The 17,887-nt window shown below is 67.5% G+C and carries 16 protein-coding genes; 8 read left to right on the plus strand and 8 right to left on the minus strand.

What is annotated here, in order from left to right:
• Nucleotides 1-109 precede the first annotated feature (109 nt).
• Together QEP15_RS14890 and QEP15_RS14895 are read left to right on the plus strand one after the other, a co-directional pair.
• Nucleotides 110-823 carry a response regulator transcription factor gene (locus tag QEP15_RS14890; protein WP_152384742.1) on the plus strand — a complete coding sequence of 238 codons (714 nt, stop codon included), beginning with the start codon at nt 110-112 and terminating at the stop codon, nt 821-823.
• Nucleotides 823-2,226, plus strand: a complete 1,404-nt coding sequence (locus QEP15_RS14895) for a HAMP domain-containing sensor histidine kinase (protein ID WP_280147653.1) — start codon at nt 823-825, stop codon at nt 2,224-2,226. Before QEP15_RS14890 ends, QEP15_RS14895 begins: the two co-directional genes overlap by 1 nt.
• Before the next feature lie 37 nt (nt 2,227-2,263).
• Here the strand turns inward: QEP15_RS14895 and QEP15_RS14900 are convergent, their stop codons facing one another.
• From QEP15_RS14900 to QEP15_RS14910, 3 genes are all read right to left on the minus strand, one after another.
• Complete coding sequence (locus QEP15_RS14900) at nt 2,264-3,082, minus strand: TatD family hydrolase (RefSeq protein ID WP_280147654.1); 819 nt, start codon at nt 3,080-3,082, stop codon at nt 2,264-2,266.
• A gap of 80 nt (nt 3,083-3,162) precedes the next feature.
• A complete protein-coding gene (locus QEP15_RS14905; RefSeq protein ID WP_056318936.1) occupies nt 3,163-3,876 on the minus strand; it encodes an ABC transporter ATP-binding protein in 714 nt (237 codons plus the stop codon).
• Nucleotides 3,869-5,149: a lipoprotein-releasing ABC transporter permease subunit gene (locus QEP15_RS14910; RefSeq protein ID WP_056318935.1), complete on the minus strand. Its 1,281-nt coding sequence runs from the start codon at nt 5,147-5,149 to the stop codon at nt 3,869-3,871. Before QEP15_RS14910 ends, QEP15_RS14905 begins: the two co-directional genes overlap by 8 nt.
• A 130-nt stretch (nt 5,150-5,279) precedes the next feature.
• On the opposite strand from QEP15_RS14910, the gene QEP15_RS14915 reads away from it, so the two are divergent.
• Together QEP15_RS14915 and recJ are read left to right on the plus strand one after the other, a co-directional pair.
• Entirely contained in the window at nt 5,280-6,230 is a 951-nt protein-coding gene (locus QEP15_RS14915; RefSeq protein WP_217617541.1) for a hypothetical protein, read from the plus strand.
• Entirely contained in the window at nt 6,212-7,912 is a 1,701-nt protein-coding gene (recJ, locus tag QEP15_RS14920; RefSeq protein WP_280147655.1) for a single-stranded-DNA-specific exonuclease RecJ, read from the plus strand. The genes QEP15_RS14915 and recJ overlap by 19 nt, the downstream gene beginning before the upstream one ends.
• 134 nt (nt 7,913-8,046) lie before the next feature.
• On the opposite strand, the gene QEP15_RS14925 is transcribed toward recJ, so the two are convergent.
• On the minus strand, nt 8,047-9,357 hold the full coding sequence (locus QEP15_RS14925; protein WP_152384747.1) for an MFS transporter: 1,311 nt from the start codon (nt 9,355-9,357) through the stop codon (nt 8,047-8,049).
• Between the two features lie 254 nt (nt 9,358-9,611).
• Here QEP15_RS14925 and prfB point away from each other — a divergent pair.
• The 4 genes from prfB to QEP15_RS14945 all read left to right on the plus strand — a co-directional run bounded on the left by prfB (nt 9,612) and on the right by QEP15_RS14945 (nt 13,385).
• Nucleotides 9,612-10,716, plus strand: a protein-coding gene (gene prfB, locus QEP15_RS14930; RefSeq protein WP_152384748.1) for a peptide chain release factor 2 whose coding sequence is annotated in 2 segments (ribosomal slippage) — nt 9,612-9,692 and nt 9,694-10,716 — 1,104 coding nt in all. Because the reading frame shifts where the segments join, the coding sequence is not laid out codon by codon here.
• Nucleotides 10,717-10,759: 43 nt separating this feature from the next.
• Nucleotides 10,760-11,515: an SDR family oxidoreductase gene (locus tag QEP15_RS14935; protein WP_128828489.1), complete on the plus strand. Its 756-nt coding sequence runs from the start codon at nt 10,760-10,762 to the stop codon at nt 11,513-11,515.
• 10 nt (nt 11,516-11,525) lie between these two features.
• Nucleotides 11,526-13,049 carry a lysine--tRNA ligase gene (gene lysS, locus QEP15_RS14940; protein ID WP_056318923.1) on the plus strand — a complete coding sequence of 508 codons (1,524 nt, stop codon included), beginning with the start codon at nt 11,526-11,528 and terminating at the stop codon, nt 13,047-13,049.
• Nucleotides 13,050-13,064: 15 nt separating this feature from the next.
• The gene (locus QEP15_RS14945) at nt 13,065-13,385 is read left to right on the plus strand and encodes a preprotein translocase subunit TatB (protein WP_175155759.1); all 321 of its coding nucleotides are present in this window, start codon (nt 13,065-13,067) and stop codon (nt 13,383-13,385) included.
• Here QEP15_RS14945 and QEP15_RS14950 read toward each other — a convergent pair.
• From QEP15_RS14950 to QEP15_RS14965, 4 genes are read right to left on the minus strand one after another with little or no spacing between them, the layout of a single operon-like run.
• Nucleotides 13,369-14,019: a TetR/AcrR family transcriptional regulator gene (locus QEP15_RS14950; RefSeq protein ID WP_152384749.1), complete on the minus strand. Its 651-nt coding sequence runs from the start codon at nt 14,017-14,019 to the stop codon at nt 13,369-13,371. The genes QEP15_RS14945 and QEP15_RS14950 overlap by 17 nt on opposite strands.
• Before the next feature lie 5 nt (nt 14,020-14,024).
• Nucleotides 14,025-15,179, minus strand: a complete 1,155-nt coding sequence (locus QEP15_RS14955) for a thiolase family protein (protein ID WP_152384750.1) — start codon at nt 15,177-15,179, stop codon at nt 14,025-14,027.
• On the minus strand, nt 15,176-17,020 hold the full coding sequence (locus QEP15_RS14960) for an AMP-dependent synthetase/ligase (protein WP_280147656.1): 1,845 nt from the start codon (nt 17,018-17,020) through the stop codon (nt 15,176-15,178). Before QEP15_RS14960 ends, QEP15_RS14955 begins: the two co-directional genes overlap by 4 nt.
• Nucleotides 17,017-17,838: an ABC transporter ATP-binding protein gene (locus tag QEP15_RS14965; protein ID WP_056318911.1), complete on the minus strand. Its 822-nt coding sequence runs from the start codon at nt 17,836-17,838 to the stop codon at nt 17,017-17,019. The genes QEP15_RS14960 and QEP15_RS14965 overlap by 4 nt, the downstream gene beginning before the upstream one ends.
• Nucleotides 17,839-17,887 lie beyond the last annotated feature (49 nt).

Here is a 17,887-nt window from a genome sequence, read left to right on the forward strand (position 1 = left end):
TTGCAGCACGCGGCAACACGCTTTCCGCAACTTTTATCTTCTTTGCACTTCTTGACACTGCGCCGTGCCCCCTTCGGCCAAACTGCCGGATGCACGACGCCCAACACGCATGCTCTTGAATCATTCAGCGGTGGCGCGCCGCATCCTGCTCATCGACGACGACGTCGAGCTGGCGCAGATGCTGCGCGAATACCTGGAACCGAATCAGTGCCAGCTCACGCTGGCGCACACCCGCTCGCAAGGCCAGACCCTGCTGGCGCAGGACGACTTTGACCTCGTGCTGCTGGACCTCATGCTGCCCGACGGCAACGGTCTGGACCTGCTCAAGCACTACCGCCAGCGCTCACGCCGCCCCGTCATCATGTTCACGGCGCACGGCGGCGAGACCGACCGCGTATTGGGGCTGGAATTCGGCGCCGACGATTACCTGGCCAAGCCGTTCAGCCCACGCGAACTGAAGGCCCGCATCACGGCTGTGCTGCGCCGCTTCGAGCACGCCCCCGCCCCCGTCAGCCCGTCCCTCAGCCTGGGCGCGCTCTCGCTGGATCCAGCGACGGGCCGCGCGCGCCTGGGCGAGGACGAGGTCATGCTGACCGGCGCCGAACAGCGCATTCTGGAAATCCTCATGCGCGCGCCCGGCCAGGTGATCGCGCGCGACCAGATCGGCCTGTATGCGCTGGGCCGCGCCCCAGACCGGTACGACCGCAGCATCGACACGCACATCAGCAGCCTGCGCAAGAAGCTGCGCCTGGATCAACACGCAGACATGCTGTCCATCCGGAATCTGCGCGGGCTGGGCTACGTGCTGGCGGGCGCCGCGTGATGACGCTGCTGCCCGCCCGCTCGCTCTTCTGGCGCGCATTCCTGACGTTCTGGGGCGCCATGGCGGTCATCCTGGTCTGCGGCATGGTGCTGACCGCCAGCGTGGCCTGGTACCGCTTCAATTCGCTGGATGGCCTGAACCCGGGCAACCTCACGCGTGACGCCGCCCAGGTGGCGCGCACGCAGGGCGAAGGAGGCCTGGCGCGCTGGGTCCGCGCCATGGACGACAACTACTCGGCGCTGAAGATCTACATCATGGATGCAGAGGACCGGGACATCCTGGGCAGGCGCCTGCCCACGCGCCTGCATGATTGGCTGGTCGCGTACCGCGCGGGACCCGACCGGGCCACGCAGTCCGACTACGCGCCGGCCGATCCCGCAGGCGAGCGCGTCTCCTGGTGGGATCCCCAGACGCTGCTGCTGCCGGACGGCTCGGAAATGCTGATGCTGTTCCTGCCCTTTGACTCGTCGCGCTGGGAGGTGCTGGCGTTGTCGCCCGTCGCGCTCGCGCTGCTGCTGTTCGCGCTGGCGGTCACTGCGCCCTTTTGCTGGGCGCTGACCCGCCACATCACCGCACCGCTCGCGCAACTGCGCCAGGCCACGCATGCCCTGGCCGCGGGACGCCTGGACACGCACACCCCGGCCAAGCTCGCCACGCGCAAGGACGAACTCGGCCTCTTGGCGCGCGACTTCGACGCGATGGCCGTGCGCCTGAAGGCGCTGGTCGATACGCGCGAGCAGCTCCTGCACAACGTCGCGCACGAACTCCGTTCGCCGCTTGCGCGCCTGCGCCTGGCCTCGGAACTGGCGCGGCGCAACGACGAGCGGCGCGATCTGCAGCTGGACCGCATCGAACGCGAATGCGAACGCCTGGACGCGCTGGTGGGCAACACGTTGCGGCTTGCCCGCGTGGGCGCGCTGCCCGTGCCCACCGAACCGCTGGATCTGTCGGAAGTCGTATCGGGCGTGGTGGACGACGCGCGCTACGAGGCGGCGGGCCGGCGCCTGCGCATCGATTGGGAAACACCGGCGCCCATCCTGATCGCCGGCGACCGCGCCAGCCTGGCCAGCGCGATCGAGAACGTGCTGCGCAACGCCCTGCGCTTCGCGCCCGCCGAAAGCGTCATCCGCGTATGCTTGCTGACCAGCGCCACCGAGGCCAGCCTTGAAATCGAAGACCGCGGTCCGGGCGTCGCCACGCAGGAACTCGCGTCGTTGTTCGAGCCTTTCTATCGCGCGGGATCGGCCGCCGCCGCCCACACGCCAGGCGGCGGCGCGGGGCTGGGCCTATCGATTGCGCAAGCCGCGATCGCCGCGCACAAGGGAACGATATCGGCCCGTAACGTGGCGCCGCAGGGCCTGAGCGTGCGCATGGACCTGCCGCTGCTGACAACGCCAGCGTAAGACGACGGGCACGGCGCCCGGGTCGAGGACGTGGCGGTCAGTCCGCGTCGGCCAGGATGGCTGCGGGCAGCCTGGGCAACACCCGCATGGCATTCGCGGTCGTCGCGTGCGCCACCTGCCCCGGCGTGATGCCGCGCAGCTCCGCCAGCACCTCGGCAATACGTGCCAGTTCGCCGGGACGATTGCGGCGGTTGGGCTCGTGCAGCCAGGCGGGCGGAATGTCGGGCGCGTCGGTCTCAAGCACCAGATGCTCCAGCCCGACGTCCACCGCGTGCCGGCGAATCTGCAGCGCGCGCTCGAACGTCATCGCGCCGCCCATTCCCAGGGCAAATCCATGATCGATGAAGGCCTGCGCCTGCTGGGCGCTGCCATTGAACGCGTGCGCAATGCCGCCGATGCGCGGATGGCGGCGCAGGTATTTCAGCAGGATGTCCTGGGATTTGCGCACGTGCAGCAGCACCGGCAGGCCAAATTCGACGGCCATGCCCAGCTGCGCGGCGTAGAAGCGCTCCTGGCGCTCGCGCGGCTCGCCGGACGAAATTTCCGGCACGAAGAAATCCAGTCCGATTTCGCCAATGGCGACAAAGCGCGGATCGCCAAGCGATGCCTTGATCGCTTCGCGCAACGCGTCCAGATCGGCATCGTCAGCGCGTTGGACGTACAAGGGATGAATGCCCAGCGCATAGGCGCCGCCGGCGATGCTGGCGGCCAGGTCACGCACGATGGCGAAGTTGGCCCGTTCGATGGCCGGAATCACGATGGCCTGGACGTCGGCGCGGGCGGCGTGGTCCGCGACCTCGGTGCGGTCGGCATCGAATTCAGCGGCGTCCAGGTGGCAATGGGTGTCGATGAGCATGGGCGTGTCCTCCGAATGCGGATTATCCGCCCGCGGCCGCCGTGCGGACCAGCGACCGGCGGCTTTCGCTGCGGACCGGGCTAGCCGGACACCAGGCGGCCGTTTTCCATCAGCAACTGACGGTCGGCGCGGGCGGCAAGTTCGGGATCGTGCGTCACGATCGCAAATGCCGTGCCCGACTCCTGGTTCACCCGGGTCAGCAATTCGAACATGTTGTGGGCGGTGTGGCGGTCCAGGTTGCCCGTGGGCTCGTCGGCCAGGACGCACACCGGTCGCGTCACCAGGGCACGCGCCAGCGCCACGCGCTGGCGTTCGCCGCCCGACAACTGCCCCGGAAAGTGGCCTTCACGGGCCGACAGCCCCACCAGGCCCAGGACTTCGCGCGCGGCCTCGCGCGCCTTGTCGCGGTTCTCGCGGCGCACGATCAGCGGCATCGCCACGTTGTCCAGCGCGGAAAACTCCGCCAGCAGATGGTGGAATTGGTAGACAAAGCCCAGGCTGCGGTTGCGCACCGCGCTTTTCCGCGATTCGGACAGCCCGATGCCCAACTGGCCATCAACGGTGATCGAACCGCTGGTGGGCACGTCGAGCAGTCCAAGGATATGCAGCAAGGTGCTCTTGCCGGATCCCGAGGCACCCACGATGGCGACCATCTCGCCGCGCGCGACGGACAGGCTGACGTTGCTGAGCACTTCGATGCGGGCGGGGCCTTCGTCGTAGACCTTGACGATATTCTCGGCCTGCAGTGCCGGGGTGGCGCCGGCCTGGGGCGTGTGCGTCGGGGAATCAATCATGGCGCAGCACCTGTGCGGGTTGCAGGCGCGAGGCGCGCCAGCTCGGATACAAGGTCGCCAGCAGGGACAGCACCAGCGAGGTCACGCCGATGGTGACGATGTCACCCACCTGGGGATCGGACGGCAGCGCGCTGATGAAATAGATCTCGCGCGGCAGGAAATGCACGCCCAGCATGCGCTCGATGAACGGCACGATCACATCGACGTTGTAGGCGATGGCAATGCCGCCGGCCACGCCCAGCAAGGTGCCGATCACGCCGATCAGCGCGCCTTGCACCAGGAAGATGCGGGCCACTTCGCCCGGCCCCGCGCCCAGCGTGCGCAGGATGGCGATGTCCGATTGCTTGTCCTTGACGGCCATGACCAGCGAGGACAGCAGGTTGAACGCGGCCACGGCCACGATCAGCGCCAGGATCAGGAACATCATCCGCTTTTCGGTCTGGACCGCGGCAAACCAGGTGCGGTTGTTGCGCGACCAGTCGCTGGCCATGACATAGGGCGGCAGGACGTTGCGCAGCTCGGCCGCCACCTCGGGCGCCTTCTGCATGTCGGCGATGCGCAGGCGCACGCCGGCGGTGCCGCTTTCGCGGAAAACGCGGGCGGCGTCTTCGTTGTCGACGAATGCCAGCGAGGAATCGTATTCATAGTGGCCGGACGAGAACACGCCCACCACGGTGAACTGACGCATGCGCGGCGCGAAACCGGCCGGGCTGATCGAGCCCTGGGGCGCCATCATCAGCAGCGTGTCGCCCACCTTGACGCCCATGCCGTCGGCCAGTTCATTGCCCAGCACCACGCCGAAGCCGCCGGGTTTCAGGTCGGTCAGCTTGCCCGACACCATTTGCCGGGGCAGGTCCGACACATTGCCCTCGGTGGCCGGATCGATGCCGCGCACCTGAACGCCGCGCAGCGCCTGGCCCCTGACCAGCATGCCCTGCGCCGCGACGAAGGGCGCGCCCGCCTTGACCTCGGGGTTGCGCTCGGCGGCGGTGGCAAACTGTTGCCACTGCTCCAGCACCCGTTCGGGCGACGCGCCGGGAAGGTAGAGTTCGATGTGCGGCAGCACCGACAGCATGCGATCGCGCACTTCTTTCTGAAAGCCGTTCATCACGGACAGCACCACGATCAGGGCGGCGACGCCCAGCGCGATGCCCGCCATGGAGCTGGCGGCGATGAAGGAGATGAAGCGATCGCGGCGGCCGCGTCGCTGGCGGATACGGGCAAGACCCGCATAGCGGGCGCCGATCCAGAGTTCGTAGGGTATTTTCAGCACGTGCGCATTATTGCATTAACCGTCCGCAAATCGCCGCGCGGATGTGCGGATCCTAGACCAGCCGTGACAACGTATGGCAGTTCCGGAAGGCGCTAAGTTCCCCATGCCGCCGCGGACTACAATCGCGCCCATGCTGATCGTCATTCCGGGCGCGTTGCCCTCCCTTCCCGTCGCCGCCGAACTGGCCAAGCTCCTGCCCGAGCGCGCGCCCACCCTGCACGGCTGGCTGCAGGCCGCGGCCGCCCGTCTGCAGGCTTACGACCTGCGCGCCCACGGCTGCACGGCCTTCGAATCCTGGCAACTTGCACGCTCGGGGTACGCCGCCGAGCCCGGCCTGCTGCAAAGCGCGGGCCTCGGCCCGCTGCTGGCCGCAGAACAGTCCAGTGCCTCGCCGCAAGAGCCCGTCTGGCTCTGCGAGCTGGTTCATCTTGCCCTGGGCGCGGACCAGGCCTCGTTGCTGGATCCCGCCTTGATGGACCTGACGGAATCCGAAACGGCCGCCCTGCTGGAGACCGCCCGCCCCCTCTTTGACGGCACCGGCTTCTCGGTCGAGCCGCTTTCGCCCCAGCGGTGGCGGCTGCGCCTGCCGGCGGACCTGCGCCCCCAGACGGCCAGCCCGGCAGCAGTGGCGGGAAAGCGCCTGAATGACTGGTGGCGCCAGGATGCAGAAGCGCGTCCGTGGCGGCGCCTGCTCAATGAGATCCAGATGGCGTGGCACGAACACCCCGTCAACGATGACCGGGCCGCGCGCGGCCTGCCGCCCGTGAACGCCCTGTGGCTGTATGGCGGCGGCACGCCCTGGACGGCGGCGCCCGCCAGCCCGGCCCAGGTGCTGACGGAACTGGACGCGCCGCAACGCGCCGGCGACTGGGCCGCCTGGCTCGACGCGCTGGCTGACCTGGACGCGCGCCATCTGCGCCCGCTGGCGGCCGCCAAAGGCCTGCCCGCCACGCCTATCGAACTGCTGCTACTGGGCGATGACCGCCAGGCCGCCCTTGACCTGAAACCGCGCGGGGGCCTGCTCGGCTTGCTGCCCGCGCCCAAGAAGAACTGGAGCGCCTGGTGGTCTCACCCCGCTTAACGATCCGTCCGGCCGACCTGGCCGCCTGCCACATCCTCGAATCCTCCGGCATCCATCCGCTGCTGGCCCGCCTGTGGGCCGCGCGCGGCGTGACCCATCCCGACCAGACCCGCCTCGCCTGGCCGTCCCTGCTGCCGCCGGCCGGCCTGACACACTCGGCGCACGCCGCCGCCGTCCTGGCCGACGCCATCCAGGCGGGCAAGAAGCTGCTGATCGTGGCCGACTACGATTGCGACGGCGCCACCGCCTGCGCGGTCGGCCTGCGCGCGCTGTCGGCCATGGGCGCGGATGTCGACTTCCTGGTGCCCAACCGGTTCGAAACCGGCTACGGCTTGTCGCCTGCCGTGGTCGAGCTGGCCTGCCGCCACCGCGCCGGCAAGCCCGACATCATCATCACCGTGGACAACGGTATCGCCAGCGTCGACGGCGTGGCCGCCGCCAATGCCGCCGGCATCGGCGTCGTCATCACCGATCACCACCTGCCGGGCGACACCCTGCCCGAGGCGCTGGCGATCGTGAATCCCAACCAGCCGGGCTGTGGCTTTCCGTCCAAGAATCTGGCCGGGGTGGGCGTCATCTTCTACATGATGCTGGCGCTGCGCGCCGAACTGCGCCGCCGCGGCGTGTATGCCCCCGACGGCGGCCCGCGCCTGGACGCGCTGTCCGACCTGGTTGCGCTGGGCACCGTGGCCGACGTGGTCAAGCTCGATGCCAACAACCGCCTGCTGGTCACGCAAGGCCTGCAGCGCATGCGCAGCGGCCGCCTGCAGCCGGGACTGCGCGCGCTCTTCGCCGTCGCCGGCCGCGAGCCGCGCAGCGCCAACGGCTTCGACCTCGGTTTCGCGCTGGGTCCGCGCATCAACGCCGCGGGCCGCCTGGCCGACATGAGCCTGGGCATCGCCTGCCTGACCACGGAGGACGAGGCGCAGGCGCTGGAAATGGCGCGTGAATTGGACAACATCAACCGCGAACGCCGCACGATCGAAGCCGAGATGCGCGAGCAGGCGCTGGCCGCCATGGAAGCGCCCGACGCTGCCGCGGGCGCAACCGTCTGCGTGTTCGACCCGGGCTGGCACCAGGGCGTCGTGGGGCTGGTCGCCTCGCGCCTGAAGGAAAAATTCTGGCGTCCCACCCTGGCCTTCGCGCCCGCGGGCGACGAAGAGATCCGCGGCTCCGGCCGATCGATCCCCGACGTGCACCTGCGCGACGCGCTGGACCTGGTGTCCAAGCGCCATCCCAACCTGATCCGCAAGTTCGGCGGCCACGCGATGGCAGCCGGCCTGACGTTGGGCAAGGCTGATTTCCCGGCCTTCGCCCCCGCCTTCGACGCTGCGGTGCGCGAACTCACCGGACGCGACACCTTCGAACCCGTCATCGAAACCGACGGCTCGCTGGAAACGGGCTACGCCAACGCCGACGTGGCCGGCATGCTGCAACAGCAGGTGTGGGGTGCGGGCTTTGCCGCCCCCCTGTTCCTGGACGAATTCACCGTGCGCAACCAGCGGCTGGTCGGCGAAAAGCACCTGAAGCTGTCCCTGGAACGTGGCCACCAGCGCTTTGACGCCATTTGGTTCGGCCACGACCAGTCGCTGCCGGAACACATACAGGCGGCGTACCGTCTGGAACAAAACGTGTGGAACGGGATGGTGTCGGTGCAACTGGTGATCGAACACGCCGGATAAGGGCGCGACATTGTCTGACACCCCATCAGGCACAGTCCGCGCAAAAGGTCTGACACCCTCTGAGCCGCCGGCCCAAGCCGACGCGCCTCTCCCCAGGGAGTCAGACACCTATGAGACACCGCCTCCCAGCGGCGCTACTTATTCACCAGCTTCGCCGGCTGCGCCAGCGCCACCAATGCACCCACCACCAGGCAGCCGGCCAGCATGTACAGCCCCGTGTTCGTCGTGCCGGTCATGTCCTTCAACCAGCCCACCAGATACGGGCTGACAAAGCCGGCCAGATTCCCCACCGAGTTGATCAGCGCAATGCCCGCAGCCGCCGCCGTGCCGCCGAGCAGCGCTGTCGGCAGGCTCCAGAACAGCGGCAGGACCGTGCAGATACCGATGTTGGCCACCGTCAGCGCCAGAATCGCCAGCACCGTATTGCCGCTCCACACCGCCGACAGGAACAGCCCCACCGCGCCAAACAGCGCCGGCAATGCCACGTGCCAGCGGCGCTCGCGCTGCCGGTCCGAATTGCGCGAGATCAAGATCATGCCGATCACGGCGAACAGGTTGGGCACCGCCGTCAGCAGACCGATCGCCAGCGGACTCTGCACGCCGGTGTTCTTGATGAGGCTGGGCATCCAGAAGCCCACCCCATACAGCCCCATCACGAACGAAAAGTAGATCAGCGCCATCGCCCACACCCGCGGCTTGGTCAACGCGGCGCGGATCGGCGGATCTTCCTTTTGCTGTTCCTCGGCCGCAATGTTGCGGATCAGCACGGCCTTTTCATTGGCCGTCAGCCACTTGGCCTTGTTGATGCGGTCGTCCAGATAGATCAGCACCAGCACGCCGATCACCACCGACGGAATCCCTTCCAGCAGGAACAGCCACTGCCAGCCCGACAGGCCGTGGTCGCCGTGAAAGGTCGCCATGATCCACCCGGAAATCGGGCCGCCGATGAGGCCGGACATAGGCACGGCGGTCATGAAGAACGTGGTGATGCGTCCGCGCCGGGCGGCCGGGTACCAATAGGTCAGGTACAGGATGATGCCCGGGAAGAAGCCCGCCTCGGCCGCGCCCAGCAGGAATCGCAGCAGGTAGAACATATGCACGCTGGTCACGAACATCATGCAGGCCGAGATGATGCCCCACGTGATCATGATCCGGGCGATCCAGATCCGCGCCCCCACCTTGTGCAGGATGATGTTGCTGGGAATCTCGAAGAGGAAGTAGCCGATGAAGAAAATACCGGCGCCCAGCCCATACACCGTTTCGCTAAATTGCAGTTCCTGCAGCATCTGCAGCTTGGCGAATCCCACGTTCACGCGGTCCAGGTACGCCACCACGTAGCAGACCACCAGCAGCGGCACCAGCCGCCAGCCCACCTTGCGGTAGATCCGGTCCTCTTCGTTGGCGTCGAGCGCCGGCGAGAGCCCGGGGGGCATCGTGTTTTCCATCACTGTCTCCATTCCTCTGGCGGGATAGGCCGGCGCGGGCCGGCGTTGTCGCGGTCCGCGCCCCAAACGGGGACATCGCGGCCATCAGGCAAGGCTAGAGCCGTCGGGTTGACAAAAAACTGAACAACTGGAATTGCCCCCGCGTAACCCGGGAAACAGGACCCGCCACCCGTGCCCGCGATGCACGCCCGCGAACAGGCTCCATCCACGGTAAAATGCCAGGTTTCGCACAAAGTCATCAGGACAGGATCATCATGGAAGCCGAACGTCAGAACCAGCTCGCAGCCCGCCTCGCCGACTACGCGGAGCGCGAACAGGCTCTACGGAGGTATCTTTGACTACGATGCCAAAGCTGAACGCCTCCAGGTCGTAAACGCCGAACTCGAAGACCCGGCCGTCTGGAACGACCCCAAGCACGCCCAGGATCTGGGCCGTGAAAAGAAATCGCTCGAGGACGTGGTGGAAACGCTCACGAGCCTGGGCGCCGGCGTGGCCGATTCCCAGGAACTCTTCGAAATGGCCGCCGCCGACGATGACGGCGACACCCTCGAAGCGATCGAACTGGACGCCGACGCCTTCCAGGAAAAGCTCGAAGCCCTGGAATTCCGCCGCATGTTCTCCAACCCGGCCGATCCCCTGAACTGCTTCCTGGACATCCAGGCGGGCGCGGGCGGCACGGAAGCGCAGGACTGGGCGTCGATGCTGCTGCGCCAATACCTCAAGTACGCCGAACGCAAGGGCTTCAAGGCCGAGATCCTTGAAGAATCCGATGGCGAAGTCGCGGGCATCAAGTCGGCCACGATCAAGATCGAGGGCGACTACGCCTTCGGCTACCTGCGCACCGAAACCGGCGTGCACCGCCTGGTCCGCAAGAGCCCATTCGACTCCTCGGGCGGCCGTCACACGTCGTTTGCCAGCGTCTTCGTGTATCCGGAAGTCGACGATTCCTTCGAGGTCGAAGTGAACCCCGCCGACCTGCGCGTGGACACCTACCGAGCCTCGGGCGCGGGTGGTCAGCACATCAACAAGACCGACTCGGCCGTGCGCCTGACGCACATCCCGACGGGCATCGTCGTGCAGTGCCAGAACGACCGTTCGCAGCACCGCAACCGCGCCGAAGCCATGCAGATGCTGAAGTCCAAGCTCTACGAACTGGAAATGCGCAACCGCATGGCCGAGCAGCAGAAGCTAGAAGACTCCAAGACCGACGTGGGCTGGGGCCACCAGATCCGTTCGTACGTGCTGGACCAGAGCCGGATCAAGGACCTGCGCACGAACGTCGAAATCTCCAACACGCAGAAAGTGCTGGACGGCGACCTGGATCCCTTCATCCAGGCCAGCCTGAAGCAAAACGTCTAAGTTCCGCGATTCTTCCCGCTTTTACGCACCCAGAGGTCCACGAATGTCCGACACCATTGCTATTCTCACCGGCGCTTCGCGCGGCATCGGCGCCGCCATGGCGCGCGGCCTGGTCAAACCCGGCACCCGCCTGATTACCCTGGCGCGCCGCGAAGACCCCGAGCTCGCCGCCCACGCGCGCTCGCAGGATGTGCAGCTGGAACAACTGTCCGTGGACCTCTCGGACTTGAAAGCGGCCGAATCCGCGGCCGAACGCATCTGCGCCGCGCTGCCGCGCGACGCTAAGCGCTATCTGCTGATCAACAACGCGGGCACGGTGCATCCGGTGGCGCGCACCGACGAACTCACCGACGGCGCGGCCATCACCGCCGCCTTCAACCTGAACGTCACTGCCGTCATGCTGCTCACGGCGCGGTTCCTCGCCGCCGTCGCTGACATCAAGGCCGACCGCCGCATCCTGAACATCTCCTCCGGCGCGGGCCGCAATCCCAACGCCGGCTGGGGCGTGTACTGCGCCACCAAGGCCGCGCTCGACATGCACGCCCGCGTCGTCAAGCAGGAACAAGGTGCCGACGGCGCCCGCATCGTCGCGCTGGCCCCCGGCATCGTCGACACCGACATGCAGGCCGCCATCCGCGCAAGCGACCCCGAAAGCTTCCCCGCGCTGGCCAAGTTCCAGGACTTCCATGCCACCGGCAAGCTGTCCTCGCCCGCCAACGTAGCCTCCCGCATCCTCGCCTACCTGGATCGCGAAGATTTCGGCACGACCGAAATCGACGACATCCGCAATTACGACTGATCCCCCGACCATGACCGACCACTCGACCACTCCGGCACCCGCCCAGGATGAAAACCGCTTGATCGCCGAACGGCGTGCCAAGCTGGCCAAACTGCGCGAAGCCGGGGTCGCGTACCCCAACGATTTCGTCCCGGACGCCCGCGCCGCGGCCCTGCATGACAAGTACGACGGCCAGGAGCAGGAAGCCCTGGCCGCCGCCGCGGTCAACGTCAAGGTCGCCGGCCGCATGATGCTCAAGCGCGTCATGGGCAAGGCCAGCTTCGCCACGCTGCAGGACAGCACCGGCCGCATCCAGATCTACCTGGACCGCGGCACGCTTGGCGAAGACGTCTACGCCGCGTTCAAGCAGTGGGACATCGGCGACATCATCGCGATCGAAGGGTCGGTCTTCAAGACCAACAAGGGCGAACTGTCGGTGCACGCCGCCTCTGCCCGCCTCTTGTCCAAGTCGCTGCGCCCCCTGCCCGACAAGTTCCACGGCGTCGCCGACCAGGAACTGCGCTACCGCCAGCGCTATGTCGACCTCATCATGACCGACGCCACGCGCCGCACCTTCGAGGCGCGCAGCAAGGCCGTGGGCAGCATCCGCCAGTTCATGCTGAACGCGGGCTTCCTCGAAGTCGAAACGCCCATGCTGCACCCGATCCCGGGCGGCGCGGCGGCCAAGCCCTTCGTCACGCACCACAACGCGCTGGACATGGAAATGTTCCTGCGCATCGCACCCGAGCTCTACCTCAAGCGCCTGATCGTCGGCGGCTTCGAACGCGTGTTCGAAGTCAACCGCAACTTCCGCAACGAAGGCGTGAGCCCGCGGCACAACCCCGAATTCACGATGATGGAGTTCTACGCAGCCTTCGCGGACTACCGCTGGCTCATGGACTTCACCGAAGAGCTGATCCGCCAGGCCGCCATCTCGGCCACCGGCAGCGCCGTCCTGACCTACCAGGAACGCGAGCTGGACCTGTCCAAGCCCTTCGACCGCCTGACCATCTGCGAAGCCATCCTCAAGTACACCGACGGCTACACCCAGGCCCAGCTCGACGATCCGGCCTTCGTGCGCGCCGAACTGAAAAAGCTGGGCGCCGACGCCGACGGCCCCGTGCTGTCGCGCGCCGGCCTGGGCGCGCTGCAACTGGCGCTCTTCGAAGAGACCGCCGAAGCCAAGCTCTGGAACCCCACCTACATCATCGACTACCCGGTCGAAGTCTCGCCGCTGGCGCGCGCCTCCGATACCCGAGAAGGCATCACCGAGCGCTTCGAGCTCTTCATGACCGGCCGCGAAATCGCCAACGGCTTCTCCGAGCTGAACGACCCCGAAGACCAGGCCGAGCGCTTCCGCTCGCAGGTCGAAGCCAAGGACGCCGGCGACGAGGAAGCCATGTTCTACGATGCGGACTACATCCGCGCCCTGGAATACGGCATGCCCCCGACGGGCGGCTGCGGCATCGGCATCGACCGCCTGGTCATGCTGCTGACCGACAGCCCCAGCATCCGCGACGTCATCCTCTTCCCGCACCTGCGCCGTGAAGACTGATCGTCGGCGCGCGTCATGATCTTCAAGATCCTGATGCTGCTGCTGGTCGTGGCGGGGCTGGTCTACTGGATCAAGCAACCCCGCCGCGTCCAGCCGGGCGCGCCCTACCGGTCCGCGCCCGTGCGGCGGCCGGCGTTCATTGCCTTGTGCGTGGCCACCGCCATCTCGCTCATCGCCGCGATCCTGACCGCCCTGCTCTGGATGGGCGGCGTGGCTGGCGGCGTCACGGGCGGCGGTTATCACGGCGAAGCCGATTTCCTCTTGCCCGTCGCGGCCTCGCTGCTGGCGCTGTCGGTCGCCTGCGCCGTCGGCGCCTTCATCAAGCGGCGCGGCTAGGCTCCACCGGCCACCTGCCCGCCCCCGCGGGCAGCGCCGGCAACGCCGCCTGCAACATGGCGTCGATGAACGCGGCGGGGGCCAGCCGCCCGCCCGGCTTGTACCATTGGACCGTCAAGTTCATCGCGCCCAGCACGCATCGCTTGATGACGCGCGCATCGCCCCGCAGCAACCCCGCCTGCACCGCCCCCGCCACCACGGACTGCCACATCGCCTCGTAGCGGTCGCTCAGCACCTTGACCGACGCCTGGCTGGGCGCCGACAGGCTGCGCCATTCGTACACCAGCGCGTTCATCGCATCCCCGCCCGCGCCGTGCAGCATGCTCCACATATGCACACGGAACAGCGCCGCCAGGCGGTCTGCCGGCACGGCATAGCAGTCCAGCGCCTTCTCGCCCAGGTCGATCACCTCCTGGATACCGTTGTTCATCACGGCGACCAGAATCTCTTCCTTGCTGCGGAAATGGTGGAACAGGCTGCCCGACTGCAACCCCACCGCCTTGGCCAGCTCACGCACCGTCGTGCGCTCATAACCGCGCTTGCTGAAGAGCCGGCCGGCCGCCAGGACCAATTCCTGGCGCCGCTGCGTCTCCGCGCCCTCGTCCCGCGACACAGCGGTCCCGGTCTTGTCCATGCAGGTCAAACCCTCTGGATGATGGTCGCGGTCGCCATGCCGTGGCCGATGCACATGAGCTGCATGCCCAGCTCGCCTTCGGTCGCCTCCAGCCCCGCCAGCATCTTGGCCATCAGGCCCGCGCCCGTGGCGCCCAGCGGATGGCCGTGCGCAATCGCGCCGCCCCATGGATTCACGCGCGTCAGGTCCGCGCCCAGTTCGCGCTGCCAGGCCAGCACCACGCTTGCAAAGGCCTCGTTGATCTCGATCCAGTCGATGTCCTCCAGCGCCAGGCCCGCACGCGCCAACGCCTGCTGCGCCGCGGGGATCACGCCCGTCAGCTGCATGACGGGGTCCGAACCCACCGCCACACGCGCCAGGAAGCGCGCCCGGGGCCGCAAGCCATCGGCCAGCGCCGCGTCCTTATCGCCCAGCAGCACCGCCGCCGCGCCATCGGCGAGCTGGCTGGCGTTGGCCGCCGTCACGCCGCCCTCGCCCGGCGCGCGCATTGCCGGCGCCATGGCCGCCATCCGGGCGGCGTCCGTCGTTTCGCGGATGCCTTCGTCGCGGCGCGCGGCTTGCGCCGGGCCCGGCAGCAGCTCGGCATGCAGCCCCGCGCTGGCCGCCGCCCACGCGCGCGCGTGACTCTCGCGCGCCCACGCGTCCATGTCGGCCTGCGACAGCCCGCATTGGCTGGCGATGCGCTCGGCGCTCTCGATCTGGTGAATCAGCGGATAACGCGCCAGCAACGCCGGGTTCAGCGATTCGAATCCCCGGAATTCGCTTTGGCCCAGCGTCACATCCAGGAACATCGGCACGCGGCTCATGCTCTCGACGCCGCCGGCGACCACATAACGCATGTCGCCCGCGGCGATGGCCTGCGCGCCAAAGTGCACGGCCTGCTGGCTGGACCCGCACATGCGGTTCAGCGCCACCCCCGGCACGCGCTCGGGCAGCCCGGCCAGCATGGCGGCCAGCCTGCCGATGTTGGCGCCCTGCTCGCCCGCCTGGCTGACACAGCCGGCGATCAGGTCCTCAACCTTGTCGCCCGGCAGGCCCGCGCGCGCCAGCAGCGCATGCACGGTGTCCGCCAGCAGCGAGTCGGGGCGGGTCTCGGCCCACCATCCGCCGCGACGCCCGAACGGCGTGCGCACGGCTTCCAGGATCACGGCTTGGTTCATGCCGTCGTCTCCTCAACATAGAGCGATTCGATTTCGTTGGCGTAAGCGCGGTAGATGCTGGCGCGCCGCACCTTCATCGTTGCAGTCACTTCGCCGTCGTCGTGGTCCAGTTCCTTGGTCAGCAGATGAAATCGCTTGATCTGCGAAACGGGCGCCAGCCCGGCGTTGGCGCGCGTGACCTCCTGCTGGACCAGTTCGCGCACCTGCGGGCATTCCGCCAGCGACCGGAAATGCGTGAACGCGATGCGCCGCGATTCGGCCCATTTGCCCACGGTGTCGAATTCCAGCTGGATCAATGCCGTCACGTACTTCCTGCCGTCGGCAATGACGATGCACTCTTTCACATACGGACTGCCCTTGACCGCGTTCTCGATCTCGGACGGCGTCAGGTTCTTGCCCCCCGCCGTGATCATGATGTCTTTGAGCCGGTCCACGATGCGCACGCGCCCGTCTTCCTGCGCCACGACGTCGCCCGTGTGCAGCCAGCCGTCACGCACGGTGTCCGCGGTCGCCTCCGGGTTCTTGTAGTAGCCCTGGAACACCATGTCGCCACGCACCAGCAGTTCGCCGGATTCGCCGATGCGCCATTCCACGCCCAGGATCGCCTCGCCCACCGTGCCCACCTTCACGCGGTCCGGATGCTGTCCGAAGATCATGCCCGCCGACTCCGTCAGGCCATACACCTCGATCAGCGGCACGCCCAGCGTGCGAAAGTAGCGCACCACGTCCGGCGGAATCGGCGCGGCGCCTGTCATTGCCACCCGCACACGACGCAGGCCAATGAAATTCTGCAGCGCGCGCAGCACCAGCCAGTACCACAGCCAATGCGTCAGCCGCTCGCCCACGCGATACTGCGCGGGGGATTTCTCCAGAAACTGCGCGCACTGTGCCAGCGCATTGCGGTACAGCCACTGCTGCAACCGGCCGGCCTCCTGCATCTTGATCGAGATCGCGGCGTGCAGTTTTTCCCAGATGCGGGGCACGCCCAGGAAAATCGTCGGCGCGACTTCGCGCAGGTCCTCCTGCACGGTGCGCAGCGACTCGCCAAAATTCACCTGCGTGCCCAGGTAGATGGGCACGAACGTGGACAGCATCTGCTCGGCAACGTGACACAGCGGCAGGTACGACAGGTGCACGCTGGACGCATCCATCGACAGGCGATCGGCGATGCCCGGCGCCACGCCGCGCATGTTGCGGTAGCTCAGCATCGCGCCCTTGGGCTTGCCGGTGGAACCCGACGTGTAGATCATCAGCCCGGTGTCGTCCAGGCGCTGCCCGTCCAGCATCGTGTTCAGCGCGGCCAGCTCCACGGTTTCGCGCTGGCCGCCATCGGCCTCGACTTCGGCAAAGGTCACGATGCGCGCCCGATCCGCCGCGCCATACGCGCGCAGACCCTTCGTTTCAATGACCACGATGCGGCGCAAGTTCGGCAGCCGGTCCGCCACGTGCAGCACCTTGTCGGTCTGCTCCTGGTCTTCGCAGACCACCAGTTCGACGTCCGCATGCGCCAGCACGTAGCCCATTTCTTCGGCCGGGCTTGTGGAATAGACGCCTACCGCCACGCCCCCGGCCGCGCACGCCCCCATCTGCGTCAGCAGCCACTCCACCCTGTTGTCCGAGACGATCGCGACCCGGCCGCCCGCGCTAAGCCCCAGCGCGCGCAGTCCCAGCCCCACGCGGCATGCGCGCTGCCAGTACTGGTCCCAGGTCAGCGGCTTCCAGATGCCAAAGTCCTTCTGCCGGATGGCAACCGCCGACGGCTGGCGGCGCGCCTGCTCGCGCAGCATCTGCGGCAGCGTCAGTTCAGGCCAGGCGCCCGGATCCCTGTGCGCGTCCATCATGACAGCCAGCGCTTGCGGCGCTTGTAGTGCTTGATGTCGCGAAAGCCCCGGGCCTCGCCCGTTCCGCCCACGCCCAGATAGAACTCGCGCACGTCGGGATCCGCCGCCAGCTTGTCGGCCGAACCGTCGATCACCACCTTGCCCGTCTCCATGATGTAGCCGTAATGCGCCACCGCCAGCGCAACCGAAGCGTTCTGCTCCACCAGCAGCATCGACACCCCCTGTTCGATATTGATGCGCGCGATGATCGAAAAAATGCTCTCGACCAGCATGGGCGACAGGCCCAGCGATGGCTCGTCCAGCAGCATCAGCGTGGGCTGCGCAATCAGCGCGCGCCCGATGGCCAGCATCTGCTGTTCCCCGCCGGACAGATAACCTGCCAGTCCGCGCCGCCGCTCGAAAAGCCGCGGAAAGTAGCCGTAGACCAGATCGAAGTCCGCGCGCGCGGCGGGCCTTCCGGTCAGCGCATAGGTTGCCGCCACCAGGTTTTCTTCGACGGTCAGGTCTTCGAACACGCGGCGCCCTTCCATCACGTGCGCCAGGCCCGACCGCACCAGGTTCTGCGGCTTGATGCCCGCCGTGTCGCCGCCAGCGAACACGATCTGGCCGCGCACCAGTTCCCCGTCCTCCAGGTCCAGCAGACCGGATACCGCCTTGAGCGTGGTGGATTTGCCAGCCCCGTTGCTGCCCAGCAGCGCGACGATGCTGCCGGCCGGCACCGACAGGGACAAGCCGCGCAGCACCTGCACCGCCTTGTTGTAGACGACCTCGATGTTGTTGATGTCGAGCACCGCCTTGGGCGGCGCGGCGGCGTTCATGCCTGAACGAACGCCCTGTCCTGCCACGTCCTGTCCCTGGTTCACGGCA

Source organism: Achromobacter mucicolens, assembly GCF_029866465.1.
Lineage (GTDB): Bacteria > Pseudomonadota > Gammaproteobacteria > Burkholderiales > Burkholderiaceae_B > Achromobacter > Achromobacter mucicolens.

Bases quoted from the DNA above. Each gene is read 5' to 3' on its own strand.
- QEP15_RS14890 (WP_152384742.1), top strand. From the start codon at position 110: ATGCTCTTGAATCATTCAGCGGTGGCGCGCCGCATCCTGCTCATCGAC.
- QEP15_RS14895 (WP_280147653.1), top strand. From the start codon at position 823: ATGACGCTGCTGCCCGCCCGCTCGCTCTTCTGGCGCGCATTCCTGACG.
- QEP15_RS14900 (WP_280147654.1), bottom strand. From the start codon at position 3,082: ATGCTCATCGACACCCATTGCCACCTGGACGCCGCTGAATTCGATGCC.
- QEP15_RS14905 (WP_056318936.1), bottom strand. From the start codon at position 3,876: ATGATTGATTCCCCGACGCACACGCCCCAGGCCGGCGCCACCCCGGCA.
- QEP15_RS14915 (WP_217617541.1), top strand. From the start codon at position 5,280: ATGCTGATCGTCATTCCGGGCGCGTTGCCCTCCCTTCCCGTCGCCGCC.
- QEP15_RS14925 (WP_152384747.1), bottom strand. From the start codon at position 9,357: ATGGAAAACACGATGCCCCCCGGGCTCTCGCCGGCGCTCGACGCCAAC.
- QEP15_RS14935 (WP_128828489.1), top strand. From the start codon at position 10,760: ATGTCCGACACCATTGCTATTCTCACCGGCGCTTCGCGCGGCATCGGC.
- lysS (WP_056318923.1), top strand. From the start codon at position 11,526: ATGACCGACCACTCGACCACTCCGGCACCCGCCCAGGATGAAAACCGC.
- QEP15_RS14945 (WP_175155759.1), top strand. From the start codon at position 13,065: ATGATCTTCAAGATCCTGATGCTGCTGCTGGTCGTGGCGGGGCTGGTC.
- QEP15_RS14950 (WP_152384749.1), bottom strand. From the start codon at position 14,019: ATGGACAAGACCGGGACCGCTGTGTCGCGGGACGAGGGCGCGGAGACG.
- QEP15_RS14955 (WP_152384750.1), bottom strand. From the start codon at position 15,179: ATGAACCAAGCCGTGATCCTGGAAGCCGTGCGCACGCCGTTCGGGCGT.
- QEP15_RS14960 (WP_280147656.1), bottom strand. From the start codon at position 17,020: ATGATGGACGCGCACAGGGATCCGGGCGCCTGGCCTGAACTGACGCTG.
- QEP15_RS14965 (WP_056318911.1), bottom strand. From the start codon at position 17,838: ATGAACGCCGCCGCGCCGCCCAAGGCGGTGCTCGACATCAACAACATC.